Here is a 13,160-nt window from a genome sequence, read left to right as displayed (position 1 = left end):
TTCCACCATGACCGAAACGACGACGCTTCCCGCACCGGAGCGCGTGACTTCCCTCGCGATCGAGCCCGACGCGACTCCGGTGGTCCGCCTGATCGCGCGCGCTTTGCGGGAGTCCGTCCGAATAGGACACGAGGCCGACGCCCTGTCCCGCGCCGAGGGAACGGTCGCACTTCGTTCCCACGACACGCCGCAGGCCGCCACCATCGCCTTCCGGGGCAAGGAAATCGCAGTGAGCAGCGGAGTCTTCGCCGCACCCGACGCGACCGTCGTGGTCGATCTGCGAGCGCGGTTCTCCCCGGCTGAGGAACCGGCCGGGAACACCGAGCTGGCCGACGTCGCACTACGCGCCTTGACGCCGCCGCTTCCTCCTTGGCCGGAGGCTGCGCAGCGGTTCTGGAGCCTCACCCGAGACCTCCCCGGCATGCCGGACGTCCTTGTCGTCGTGGAAGAAGGCGAGGGCGGCCGGGCCGAGGAGAGGTTCGGCGACGGCTCTTCCGAATATCTGCTCGCGGGGTCGCCGGATGTCCTGGCCGGGGTCCTCACCGGCACCGACGATTTCCTGCTCGCCTTGTCGTCCGGCCTTCGCGTCAAAGGCACCTGGGCGCAGTTGTCCGTCCTGACCGGCGCTTCGTGGAAGGTGCGTTTCGATGTCTGATCTGCCGAAGACGGCCCACAAGACCGTCCGCCTCGAAGCGACGAACCACGACGGCAGCTTCCTGGGAAAGACCGTCTCCGCGGCGAAGTTCGCTTCCGGCAAGGAAACCGGCTTCGCGTTCGCCGACGTTCTCTTCGCCATCGACCTCGGCGACGAGTTCGTCCTCGGCGACGCTTACGCGGACTGGCGCGGCAACCTCTACGACATCCAGATGGTTCCCGACCTGTCCACGCTGGTCGAGTGGAAGCCGGGAATGGACTCGGTGATCGGCGACTACCGCAAGAAAGACGGCTCGCCGGTGCCGATCTGCCCGCGGAACCTGGCGCGCGCCATGGTGGACCGGCTCGCCGCGCTGGGTCTCACCGCGAAGGTCGCGGTGGAGATCGAGGCGACCCTCTTCGAGGAGTCCGTCCAGGAAGCGCGAGCGCGCGGGTACCGCGATCTGACTCCGCTCGGCGGCAGCGCGGGCGCCACCTACCACTTGGCGCGGTCGAAGGACTGGGTCGACTACATGGAGGCGGTCACGGCCCGGCTCGACGACCTGGGGATCGTCTGGGAAGCCTGGACCGACGAAGCGGCCGCGGGGCAGACCGAGCTGAATCTCGCGCCCACGAACCCCATCGCACTCGCCGACGCCTGGGCGCGCACCCGTCAGGTCATGCGGGAAGTGGCGTTCGAGCAAGGCCGCACGGTCACCTTCATGGCCAAGCCGACGGCCGGGTGGGGACAGGGCGCGCACCTCAATCTCTCTTTGCAGCGCGAGGGCGTGAACCAGTTCTTCGCCGAGGACGGTCCGACAGACCTCATGCGCCACGCGATCGGCGGATTGATGGCGACGATGGCGGGCAACGCCGCGATCGTGCTTCCGCAGATCACCTCGTACCGGCGGTTGGAAGACCTCTCCGGACCGCCGACCACGATCAGCTGGGGCGTCGACAACAAGACGGCCGCCGTGCGCGCCATCACCGGCCATCCGCGCTATTCGCGGCTCGAATACCGGGTTCCCGGCGCCGATGTCAACCCGTATCTCGCTCTCGCCGGGGTGCTGGCCGGAGTGGCGGCCGGAATCGAGCGGGAGATCGAACCTCCGGACGAGGTCACCGACATGGCGTGGCGCCTGCCCGAGGGATACGGCGTGGCCCGGATCCCCGACACGATGTCCAAGGCGTTCGCCGCGTTGGACGCGGACCCGATCCTGCGCGAATACCTCGGCGACGAGTTCGTCGACTTCTGGGTCGTGTCGCGCCGGTGGGAGTGGATGGAGTTCCACACCAAGGGCGGCGATCCGTACTCCCCGCTTTCGGAGTGGGAGTCCCTGCGCTACTTCGAGCTGCCGTGACCAGGCCGCTCATCGGCGTCACCGGCCGCCGCTTCCGGATGGGACTGGTCGCCGGGGCGGACAGCCGCTACGGAGACATGCACACCGACAGCTACATGGCGGCCTTCGCGACGAGGATCGCGCGGGCCGGCGGCGTGCCGGTCCATCTGCCCTACGACGCTCCTCCGGAAGACGCCGCGGCATGGCTGTCCGGCGTCGTCGTCACCGGCGGACAGGACGTCCACCCGGGCCGGTGGGGCGGGGACACCGCGGTGGTGCGGGAAATCGATCCGCGGACCGACCCTGCGGTGCACGACGCCGAGCGCGACGCGTACGAGATCGCACTCGTCCATGAAGCGCTGAAACGGGAAATCCCGGTCCTCGGCGTGTGCCGGGGCATGCAGATCATCAATGTCGCGCTCGGGGGCACGCTCGTCGCCGACCTCTCCCCCGGCGCGGTGCGGCATCTCTCCCCGGAATCCGCGCCGACCGACGGCACGCCGGATCACGCCGTGACCTTCGAGCCCGGCTCGATCGCCGCGGGGCTGTTCGGCGACCACGCGGTCACCAACTCGTGGCATCACCAAGCGGTGGACCGGTGCGGCGCCGGGCTCGTCGTGACCGGCCGCACCGAGGACGGGGTGGCCGAGGCGATGGAACTCCCCGGTTCGCCCGTGCTGGCCGTGCAATGGCATCCGGAGTGGATGGCGAGCCCCGATCCCGCGCTGGGGTGGATCGTCGAGGAGTCCGCCCAACGCCGGTACGTCCCGGAACTACAGAACAACCGAGGAACGGTGAAAGCATGACCATCGCGGCTGATCGCCTCGGCGAGGACCCGTCGACGCCGACCCTGACCGCACTGCTGGCGGAACGCGCGGCCCAGTCGCCGGACGGGGAATTCCTCCGTTTCGGCGACCGGTCGTGGACCTTCGGCGAGATCGACGCTTGGACCTCGCGGCTGGCGCACCGCCTGATCGAGACCGACGGCGTCGAGCCCGGCGACCGGGTCGCGGTCATGCTCCCGAATGTCGTGCAGTGGCCGGTCGTGTGGCTCGCCGCGCTCAAGGCGGGTGCCGTCGCCGTGCCGGTCAACGCCAAGTATCAGCAAGCAGACCTCGCGTTCGTGCTGAAAGACTCCGGCGCCCGGCTCGTTTTCACCGATCACGACCACCTGCGGCTGGTGCACGGCGTGGCGAACCCGGGGGCGGTGCGGGTCGTCGACATCGCCGACGACGGGTCCGCGCGGTTCCCGGCCAGCGCGCCCGACGTCGCCGTCGCCGCCGACACCTTGGCGAACCTCCAATACACCTCGGGAACCACCGGATTTCCCAAGGCCTGCATGCTGACTCACGACTACTGGGTCCGCAACGGGTGGTTGTGCGCGGCCTCGACCGGCTTGGGCCCGGACGATGTACTGCTTACCGCGCAGCCGTTCTCGTACATGGATCCACTGTGGAATGTCGCGGTCGCGCTCACCGTGGGCGCTCCTCTGGCGGTGCTGCCGCGGTTCTCGGCCTCAGGCTTCTTCGCGGACGTGCGCCGGCACGGCGCGACCTTCTTCTACGTCCTCGGATCCATGCCGACCCTTCTGCTCAAACAGCCGCCGGATCCGAGCGACCGCGACAATTCCGTCCGGATGGTGTTGTGCTCCGGGATCCCCGCGGACCTGCACGCCGCGTTGGAGGAGCGATGGGGCGCTCCGTGGCGCGAGGTCTACGGCATGACCGAGTCCGGCTTCGACCTGGTTTCGAGTTTCGCCGATCCCGCCGCTGTGGGCAGCGGAAGCCTCGGCCGCCCGGTGCCGACCAAACAGGTGCGCGTGGTCGCCCCGGACGGCACGGAAGTTCCGGCTGGCGAACGCGGAGAGCTCACGGTCAAGGGCAAGCCCATGATGACCGGCTACTGGAACCGGCCCGAAGACACGGCGCGCGTCCTGCGCGACGGCTGGCTTCACACGGGCGACGTCGTGGTTCGCGGCGACGACGGGGAAATCAGGATTGTCGGACGCATCAAGGACATGGTCCGGCGAGGCGGCGAGAACATCGCCAGCGCCGAGGTGGAGGCGGCGCTCGAACGCGACCCCGCCGTGGTGGCCGCGGCGGTCGTCGCCGAGCCGGACGATCTGATGGGCGAAGAAGTCAAAGCCTTTGTCCAGCTCGCCGACGGCCTCGCGGCCGGACGGTCGACCGCGGACTCGATCGTCCAGCGAGCCGGGACCCAGCTCGCCCGTTTCAAGGTGCCTCGCTATGTCGAGTTCGTGGACGACTTCCCGCGCACTCCTTCCGAGCGGGTGGCCAAGCCCGCGCTCAAGGAACGGGCCGATCCGGGCGCTGTCTACGATTTCGGCCCGTCTCGCGGCCAGTCCCTCCCCGATCTGCGCGTCGACATCACCCGGGACGTCGCGGTGGTCACCCTGTCCCGGCCCGAGAAGCTCAACGCGCTGACCGTCGCCACACGCCGCCGCCTCGCGAGCCTCATCCGCGAGTTCGGCACCGGGCGGAAGGCGCGCGGCATCGTCCTCACCGGCGAAGGGCGGGCGTTCTCGGCCGGAGAAGACCTCGGAGCCGCCCCCGCCTGCTACGACGAGGTCAAGACCGCGTTCGAGACCTTTCACGACATCACGCGGGCGATCCTGGAGACCCGGGTCCCGGTCGTCGCCGCGGTCAACGGCTTGGCGGTGGGCGGGGCGTCCGAGATCACCCTGTGCTGCGACACCCGGATCGGCACGCCAGCGACCGAGTATTACCAGCCGGAGAACCGGCGCGGCCTCACGATCTCCAACGCCACGAGCGTCCTGCTGCCCCGGCTGGTCCGAGGCCGCGCGATCCGGATGGTGCTGGGCGCGCACCGGATGGACGCCGAGGAAGCCCTGCGGATCGGTCTCCTGGACGAAATCGTCGAGCCGGACGAGCTCGTCGACCGCGCGGTCGAAACCGTTCTCGACTGGACGCCGCCGACCAATACGACGGCGACGCATCTCGCGCTGCTGCGACCGCGGCCCGCCGAGATCGAGGAGGCCTTCGCCCGGGAGGACCTCGCCGCGCGAGAGGCCTGGGAAAGCGGCGTGTACCGCGCGGGAATCCAAAGCTTCTGGACCGAGAAGGGCGCGCCCGCCGCGCCGGACCGCATCGACGCGGCACGCGGGTGAAACCGACGAACGAGGAGAACTGACGTGATCACCACGCGGGCCGCTGTGCTCAGCGGCGTGAACGAGCCGCTCGCCCTGACCACGATCCAGGTCGACGACCCCGAACCGCACGAGGCCCGGATCGCGGTCTCCCACGTCGGGCTGTGCCACAGCGACCTGCACTACAAAACCGGGACCGTGCCGATCGACCTTCCGGTCGTCCTCGGCCACGAGGTGGCCGGCGTGGTCGAAGCGGTCGGCTCTGCGGTGACCGGCCTCAAGCCCGGGGACCGAGTGGTCGGCGCGCTCACGCCTTCGTGCGGCCGCTGCCGCAACTGCGAGGCCGGCCGGCCGACGCAGTGCCAGCGCGTCGAGGAGGTCCGGCAGCGTCCGCGGCCGGCGTTCCAGCACCTCGACGGCCGCCGGATCGAACGGCTCGGCGACCTGGGCGCGTTCTCGCAGCACACGCTGATGCGGGAGAACGCGCTCGTGAAGCTCCCCGACGATGTCCCGTCGCACGTGGGCTGTCTGCTCTCGTGCTGCGTCATCACCGGGGTGGGCGCGGTTTTCCGCGGAGCCGAGGTCCGCCCGGGAAGCACTGTCGCGGTGATCGGATGCGGCGGGGTCGGTTCCGCCATCGTCCAAGGCGCTCGGCTGGCCGGAGCGTCGGCCGTCATCGCCGTCGACCTTGACGACGCGCGGCTGCGAGCTGCCCGCAAGTACGGCGCCACCCATACCGTCAACGGCGGCGCCGAAGACGTCGTCGCCGCGATCCGCGAGCACCTTGGCGACGGCGTCGACTACTCGTTCGAAGCCGTCGGTTCAGCCCGTACCGCGGCGACCGCCCTGGCCGTCCTGCGCCCGGCCGGAACCGCCTGTCTGGTCGGCATCGCGCCGGACGGGACCGACCTGAGCCTTCCCGCGGCGGACTTCTTCTTCCAGGAGAAGCGGCTCATCGGCTCGTACATGGGATCCGGGCAGGCGCGCGAGGACATCCTCCAGCTCGCGCGGCTGTACCGGCAGGGCCGGCTGCTGCTCGCCGAAATGGTCACCGAGGTGATCCCGTTCCGCGACATCGACGACGGGTTCGCCGCCATGCGATCCGGCGACGTGACCCGCGTCGTCGTCGACCTCCACGCCTGAACAACCGCGAAGGTGAATCCGATGTCCCCGAGCGACCACCCGCTGCCCGCCCCGCTGAACTACATCGCCGACGAATGGAGCGAATGCGAAACAGTCGGCGACGCCTGGAATCTCGACCCCAACACGCGCCAGCCCGTGCATCAGATGGCCACCACCGCGCCAGGCGACGTGGAACGCGCTTTGCAGCACGCCGAGCGGGTCTACGACATCGGCGCGTGGGACGAGGACGCCCGGCGCGAGCGGGCCAGCATGCTTGAGCGAGTCGCGGAGAACCTGGCAGAGCGCGTCGAGGACATCGCCCGTGCGGACTCGCTGACGAGCGGCGTGCCGATCAGCGTCACGAGGAAGGTCGCGTCGTTCCTGCCCGCGCGAGTCCGATCGGCGGCAGCGGACCTGGTCGGCATTCCCCGGGTGACCTCGCTCGAGGCAGGCGGCCGCGACGTTCGCCTCTACCGGCTTCCGTTGGGACCAGCCGCGATTCTCACGCCGTGGAACGGTCCGAGCTTCATTCCGGCGGCGAAGGTCGTGAGCGCCGTCGCCGCGGGATGCCCGGTCATCCTGAAACCTTCGGAACACGCGCCCGGCAGCGCACAGATCGTCGTCGAGTGCTTCGTCGCGGCCGGGCTGCCCGCAGGGGCCCTGCAACTTCTCCATGGAACGGGAACCGTCGGGGCCGCGCTGACCGCCGACCCGCGCGTCAAGGTCGTCTCCTTCACCGGCGGCCCGGGCGCGGGTCGCGCCATCGCCCGGGCCGCCGCGGAGGATTTCAAGGTCCTCCAGCTGGAACTCGGCGGCAACAACCCGGTTCTCGTGCTCGACGACGCGGACGTCGACGTCGCCGCGGACGGCATCGCCGAGGGGCTCACCAAGCTGAACGGGCAATGGTGCGAAGGCCCCGGCAAGGTTCTCGCGCCCCGGTGCCTGACCGCTTCGCTTCTGGACGCTTTGAACCAGCGCATCGCCGCGCTCGAGATCGGCCATTCGCTCGACGAGAACGCCGACGTGGGGCCGATTTCCAATGCGCCGCACTATGAAACGCTGATCCGCCGGATCGAAGACCTGCGCGGTTCGGGCGCCGAGATCTCCCAACCCGCGCGACTGCCCGACCTCGACGGGTTCTTCCTCTCCCCCACGATCGCCTCCGGAGCCGACCCCGCGCGGGCCAACGCCGAACTGTTCGGTCCGGTGGTCTCCCTGCACGCGGTCGACTCCGACGAAGAGGCGCTGCGGATCGCCAACGCGAACCCCTCCGGACTCGACGCCTATGTCTTCGGCACGGACACCGACCACGCGATCGAAATCGGTTCGCGCGTCCTGTCCGGGGAGGTGCGCATCAACGGTGCCAAACTCGCCGACCTCGCTGACGGCTCGGCGCAGACCTTCTGGGGACCAGCCGGCATCGGCGGACACGGTCCGGCCGAATCGGTTCGCGTGTTCTGCGGCGACCGGGTCGTCGGCGTGGACTCCGCTGAGCTTCCGATCTAGGCGAGGGCTCGCCGGATCTCCCTCAACTGTTTGTCAGGGAGAGGTTGAAGCTGTACCGGGACGCCCGGTACACATGCCAGCCGTACTCGACGACCCGGCCGGTTTCGTCGTACGTCGTCCGCTGCATGGTCAGCAGCGGGGCTCCCGGTTCCTCGCAGAGCAGTTCCGCGTCTTCCGCGGACGCCAGGCGGGCGCCGATGCTCTGCTGCGCCGAGTGCAGCCGCACGCCGGCCGCGCGCAGCAGCTGGTAGAGGCCGTTCTCTCGCAGGTCCTCGTCGGACGGGTCGAGCAGGCCGTCCGGGAGGTAGTTGTTCATCACCGCCAGCGGTTCGCCGTCGGTGGACCGGATCCGCTTCAAGCGCCGGGCGCGGGCGAGCGCCGGGGCTTCCAGCAGCGCGGCCGTCTCGGCGTCCGCGTCCTCCACGCGGTTGCACAGCACCGCCGTCTCCGGGGTGCCGCCGAGGCCCGTCAGGTCGTCGTACAGGCTGCTCAGCCGCAGCGGGCGGGCGACCTTCGTGCGCACCACCTGGGTGCCGACGCCGCGCTTGCGGACCAGCAGGCCCTGGTTGACCAGCGACTGGATGGCCTGCCGGACGGTCGGCCGGGACAGCCGCAGGCTCGCCGCCAGGTCCAGCTCGTTCGCCAGCCGGGACCCCGCGGGCAGCCTGCCGTCGTCGATCGCGGCGTGCAGCTGGCGCGCGACCTGGAAGTACAGCGGCTCGGGACTGGCCGGATCCACCGCGATCTCGCGCGCGGGATCCCAGGCCGGGCTGGTGCTCATGGTCCGGAGCCTACCGGGTCTACGTCGCAATGACCTAATGTCCATATGTCTTGACAAAGTCCGCCGGGGTACTGCACTGTCAGGGGGCGGAGCCACCGCGGCAGGCAGGAGGACTCGACGATGACCACGGGGTTCGACCTCGTCACGATGGGCCGGATCGGGGTCGACATCTACCCCGAGCAGACCGGCGTCGGCCTGGAAGACGTCACTTCGTTCGGCAAATACCTCGGCGGCAGCGCGACCAACGTCGCGGTCGCCGCCGCCCGTTACGGCCGCCGCAGCGCGGTGATCACCAAGACCGGCGACGATCCGTTCGGCCGGTACCTGCACCGCGCACTCGGCGAGTTCGGCGTGGACGACCGGTTCGTCGGCACGTCCGCGCATCTGCCGACGCCGGTGACGTTCTGCGAGATCTTCCCGCCGGACGACTTCCCGCTCTACTTCTACCGCTTCCCCAAGGCCCCGGACCTCGACCTCTTCCCCGAGGAACTCGACCTCGACGCGATCCGCGCGGCGAAGGTGTTCTGGGTGACGGTGACCGGGCTGTCCCAGGAACCGAGCCGCTCGGCGACGCTGGCCGCGCTGGAAGCCCGTGGCCGCGAGGGAATCACCGTGCTCGACCTCGACTACCGGCCGATGTTCTGGGAGTCCCGCGAGCAGGCCCGCGAATGGGTCGGCAAGGCGCTCGACCACGTGACGGTCGCGGTCGGCAACCTCGACGAATGCGACACCGCGGTCGCTTCCCGCGAGCCGCGCGAAGCCGCGAAAGCGTTGCGGGACCGGGGAATTTCGCTGGCCGTGGTGAAGCAGGGGCCGAAGGGCGTCCTCGCCGTGGACGACAGCGGCGAGGTCGAGGTGCCGCCGGTGCCGGTCGACGTCGTCAACGGCCTCGGCGCCGGCGACGCGTTCGGCGGCGCCCTCGTGCACGGGCTGCTGTCCGGCTGGGACACCGAACGCGTGATGCGGTTCGCGAACGCGGCCGGCGCGCACGTCGCCGGGGAACTGTCCTGTTCGGACGCCATGCCCACCGAAGCCCAGGTACTGCGCAAGCTCGGAGGAAACGCATGAACAGGGTCCAAACGAGCACTGTCGAGCGGATCGTCGCCAAACGGGTGCATGATCCGGAGGCGATCGCCGAGGCGGCGGCGGCGCGGGTGCGCGCGAAATCGCCGTTCAACGACAAGGGCCGGACGATGATCATCGCAGCCGACCACCCGGCGCGCGGGGCGAACGCGGTGGGCTCCGATCCGCTGGCCATGGCCGACCGCGGCGAACTGCTCGACCGGCTCTGCCTCGCCCTCGAACGCCCGGGCGTCACCGGCGTGCTCGCGACCGCCGACATCATCGACGACCTGCTGCTGCTCGGCGCGCTGGACGGCAAGACCGTCATCGGGTCGATGAACCGCACCGGGCTGGCCGGGTCGAGCTTCGAGATCGACGACCGGTTCGCCTGCTACGACGCGGAAACCATCGCGCGCATGCGGTTCGACGGCGGCAAGACCCTCACCCGGATCTGTCTCTCCGACCCGGCCACGCCGAGCGTCCTGGAGAACACCGCGAAAGCGGTCGACGAGCTCGCCGCCCGGAAGCTGATCGCGATGGTCGAGCCGTTCGTGTCCGAATGGGTCGACGGGAAGGTCCGCAACGACCTCTCCCCCGAGGCCGTGATCCGGTCCATCACCATCGCCTCCGGCCTCGGCCGCTCGTCGGCCTACACCTGGCTGAAGCTGCCGGTCGTCGCCGACATGGCGCGGGTGCTGGCCGCGTCGACGCTGCCCGCGGTGCTGCTCGGCGGAGAGGTCAAGGACCCCGACGCGGCGTTCGCGGCCTGGCAGGAAGCACTGGCTTTGCCGACCGTGCAAGGGCTCGTGGTCGGGCGTTCGCTGCTGTATCCGCACGACGGCGATGTCGCCAAGGCCGTCGACACGGCGGTGGGGCTGCTGTGAAGCGCTATCACGAAGCCGGAAGCACCGCGGACGGCCCGTTCAGCCTTGTCGTCACACCGGAATCGGCCGGGTGGGGCTACTCCGGCCTGCGCGTCCTCGAACTCGACGGCACGGAGACTGTCGCCACGGGCGACTCGGAAGCGCTCGTCCTGCCGCTGTCCGGCAGCTGCGCGGTCGAGGTGGCCGGGGAGAAGTTCGAGCTGGCGGGCCGCACCGGCGTGTTCGACGCGGTGACCGATTTCGCTTACCTGCCACGGGATGCCTCCGCGGTGCTCACCGGACGCGGCCGGTTCGCGCTGCCGTCGGCGAAAACGGAGAAGCACCTGCCTGCCCGGTACGGACCGGCGTCGGGCGTGCCGAGCGAGCTGCGCGGAGCGGGGATCTGCAGCCGCCAGGTCAACAACTACTGCCTGCCGCACACCTTCGAAGCCGACCAGCTCCTGGTCTGCGAAGTGCTTACCCCCGGCGGGAACTGGTCGTCGTACCCGCCGCACAAGCACGACGAGGCCCGTCAAGGCGAAAGCGAACTCGAGGAGATCTACTACTTCGAGGTCGCGGACGGAGGCATGGGCTACCAGCGCGTCTACGGCACCGAGGAGCGACCGATCGACGTGCTCGAAGAGGTCCGCGGCGGCGACGTCGTGCTGATCCCGCACGGCTGGCACGGCCCGTCGATGGCCGCGCCCGGCTACGACCTGTACTACCTCAACGTGATGGCCGGCCCCGGTCCCGAACGGGCCTGGCTGATCTGCGACGACCCCGCACACGCGTGGGTGCGCCAGACCTGGGAATCCCAAGACGTCGACCCGCGGCTGCCCTTCGGAGGCGCGAAATGAGACTGACCACCGCGCAAGCCCTGGTGCGTTTTCTCGCCAATCAGCATTCGGAGCGCGACGGCGTCGAACAGCGGCTGATCCCCGGCTGTTTCGGGATTTTCGGCCACGGCAACGTCGCCGGGATCGGACAGGCGTTGCTGCAGGCCGCGCGCACCGGAGAAGCGGACCTGCCCTACTACCTCGCGCGCAACGAGCAGGGCCAGGTCCACGCCGCGACCGCGTTCGCGAAGATGCGCAACCGGCTCCAGACCTTCGCCTGCACCGCGTCCACCGGCCCCGGCTCGACCAACATGATCACCGGAGCCGCGCTGGCCACCACGAACCGGATCCCGGTGCTGCTGCTCCCGAGCGACATGTTCGCCACCCGCGGCCCGGACCCGGTGCTGCAGCAGCTGGAGGACACGCGCGCCGGCGACGTCTCGGTCAACGACGCGTTCCGTCCGGTCTCGAAGTACTTCGACCGGATCACCCGGCCCGAACAGCTGATCCCAGCCGCGCTCGCGGCGATGCGAGTGCTCACCGACCCCGTCGAAACCGGCGCGGTCACCCTCGCCCTGCCGCAGGACGTCCAGGCCGAGGCCTACGACTGGCCGGAGGAGTTCTTCCGCCGCCGCGTCTGGCACATCGACCGTCCGGTCCCCGAACCGGAAGCGCTCGCCCGCGCGGTGGAACTGCTGCGCAGCGCGAAGACGCCGCTGATCGTCGCGGGCGGCGGGGTCGTGTACTCCGAAGCGGAGCGCGAACTGCGCGCGTTCGCTGCCGCGACCGGCATTCCGGTCGCGGACACGCACGCGGGCAAGGGCGCGGTGCCCTGGGACCACCCGAGCGCGGCCGGCGGCATCGGCTCCACCGGCACCACGGCGGCCAACGCACTGGCCGCGGAAGCCGACGTCGTCCTGGGCATCGGCACGCGCTACAGCGACTTCACCACCGCATCGCACACCGTGTTCGGCAACCCGGCCGTCAAGTTCGTGAACCTCAACGTCGCCCGCCTCGACGCCGCGAAGCACTCGGCGGAGATGGTCCTGGCGGACGCGAAACGGGGCATCACCGCGCTGCACGAAGCCCTCGCGGGCTGGCAGGTGGACGACGCGTACCGCACCCGCGCGCGGCTGCTGGCGCAGGAATGGAACCGCACCGCCGACGAGTGCTTCCGCGTCGGGCATCAGCCGCTTCCGGCCCAGACCGAGATCCTCGGCGCGCTGAACGACGAACTGGACGACCGCGACGTGGTCGTCAACGCGGCCGGCTCGATGCCGGGCGACCTGCAGATGCTCTGGCGGGCAAGGGATCCGAAGGCCTATCACGTCGAGTACGCCTACTCCTGCATGGGCTACGAGGTGGCCGCGGGCGTGGGCGCGAAAATGGCCGCGCCGGACCGGGAAGTGGTCGTGCTCGTCGGCGACGGCTCGTATCTGATGATGGCGCAGGAAATCGTCACGATGGTCGCCGAACGGCTCAAGGTGATCATCGTGCTGGTGCAGAACCACGGTTTCGCCTCGATCGGTTCGCTGTCGGAATCGCTGGGCTCGCAGCGGTTCGGCACCTCTTACCGCTACCGCGCCGATTCCGGGCTGCTCGAAGGCGACGTCCTGCCGGTCGACCTCGCCGCCAACGCGGCCAGTCTCGGCGCGACCGTGCTCCGCGCGTCCACCGTGGACGAGTTCCGGACCGCGGTGAAGCAGGCGAAGGCGAATTCCACGACCACCGTCGTGCACGTCGAAACCGACCTGCTCGGCCCCAACCCGCCCGGATCGGCGTGGTGGGACGTGCCGGTCAGCGAAGTCTCCGACCTGGACTCCACGCGCGAGGCGCGCGAAACCTACGCCGAAACCAAGCGACAGCAACGGCCTTACCTGTGACTAGGAG

General features: G+C 69.9%; 11 protein-coding genes. 10 read left to right on the top strand and 1 reads right to left on the bottom strand.

Going from position 1 to position 13,160, the window contains the following annotated elements; all coding sequences use genetic code 11:
* The 6 genes from H5411_RS15895 to H5411_RS15870 form a co-directional block, all read left to right on the top strand.
* Positions 1–655 (top strand): hypothetical protein (locus H5411_RS15895; RefSeq protein WP_312878318.1); only part of this gene is annotated, 655 nt, incomplete at its 5' end.
* Positions 648–1,994, top strand: coding sequence for a glutamine synthetase family protein (locus H5411_RS15890; protein ID WP_101433681.1), 1,347 nt, complete (start codon positions 648–650; stop codon positions 1,992–1,994). The genes H5411_RS15895 and H5411_RS15890, both read left to right, overlap by 8 nt.
* Positions 1,991–2,779 (top strand): gamma-glutamyl-gamma-aminobutyrate hydrolase family protein, encoded by a 789-nt coding sequence (locus H5411_RS15885; protein ID WP_244194437.1) that lies wholly within the window; start codon positions 1,991–1,993, stop codon positions 2,777–2,779. The genes H5411_RS15890 and H5411_RS15885 overlap by 4 nt, the downstream gene beginning before the upstream one ends.
* Positions 2,776–5,121 (top strand): AMP-binding protein, encoded by a 2,346-nt coding sequence (locus H5411_RS15880; protein WP_101433682.1) that lies wholly within the window; start codon positions 2,776–2,778, stop codon positions 5,119–5,121. Before H5411_RS15885 ends, H5411_RS15880 begins: the two co-directional genes overlap by 4 nt.
* A gap of 24 nt (positions 5,122–5,145) precedes the next feature.
* The gene (locus H5411_RS15875; protein ID WP_101433683.1) at positions 5,146–6,243 is read left to right on the top strand and encodes a Zn-dependent alcohol dehydrogenase; all 1,098 of its coding nucleotides are present in this window, start codon (positions 5,146–5,148) and stop codon (positions 6,241–6,243) included.
* Positions 6,244–6,264: 21 nt separating this feature from the next.
* Complete coding sequence (locus H5411_RS15870) at positions 6,265–7,728, top strand: aldehyde dehydrogenase family protein (RefSeq protein ID WP_101433684.1); 1,464 nt, start codon at positions 6,265–6,267, stop codon at positions 7,726–7,728.
* Positions 7,729–7,750: 22 nt separating this feature from the next.
* On the opposite strand, the gene H5411_RS15865 is transcribed toward H5411_RS15870, so the two are convergent.
* Complete coding sequence (locus tag H5411_RS15865; protein ID WP_101433685.1) at positions 7,751–8,509, bottom strand: GntR family transcriptional regulator; 759 nt, start codon at positions 8,507–8,509, stop codon at positions 7,751–7,753.
* A 120-nt stretch (positions 8,510–8,629) separates the two neighbouring features.
* Between H5411_RS15865 and iolC the strand changes: the two genes are divergently transcribed.
* Genes iolC through iolD form a run of 4 tightly spaced genes read left to right on the top strand, consistent with a single transcriptional unit; the run spans position 8,630 to position 13,153 of the window.
* Entirely contained in the window at positions 8,630–9,577 is a 948-nt protein-coding gene (gene iolC / locus H5411_RS15860; protein ID WP_101433686.1) for a 5-dehydro-2-deoxygluconokinase, read from the top strand.
* Positions 9,574–10,455: a Cgl0159 family (beta/alpha)8-fold protein gene (locus H5411_RS15855; protein ID WP_101433687.1), complete on the top strand. Its 882-nt coding sequence runs from the start codon at positions 9,574–9,576 to the stop codon at positions 10,453–10,455. Before iolC ends, H5411_RS15855 begins: the two co-directional genes overlap by 4 nt.
* On the top strand, positions 10,452–11,291 hold the full coding sequence (gene iolB / locus H5411_RS15850; protein WP_183124258.1) for a 5-deoxy-glucuronate isomerase: 840 nt from the start codon (positions 10,452–10,454) through the stop codon (positions 11,289–11,291). Before H5411_RS15855 ends, iolB begins: the two co-directional genes overlap by 4 nt.
* Complete coding sequence (gene iolD, locus H5411_RS15845) at positions 11,288–13,153, top strand: 3D-(3,5/4)-trihydroxycyclohexane-1,2-dione acylhydrolase (decyclizing) (RefSeq protein ID WP_101433689.1); 1,866 nt, start codon at positions 11,288–11,290, stop codon at positions 13,151–13,153. The genes iolB and iolD overlap by 4 nt, the downstream gene beginning before the upstream one ends.
* The last annotated feature ends 7 nt before the right edge of the window (positions 13,154–13,160 follow it).

The sequence above is a fragment of the Amycolatopsis echigonensis genome (assembly GCF_014174495.1).
Classification (GTDB): Bacteria; Actinomycetota; Actinomycetes; order Mycobacteriales; family Pseudonocardiaceae; genus Amycolatopsis; species Amycolatopsis echigonensis.
The sequence above is the reverse complement of the archived record's forward strand: the minus strand, read 5'-3'. Positions and strand labels throughout refer to the sequence as shown.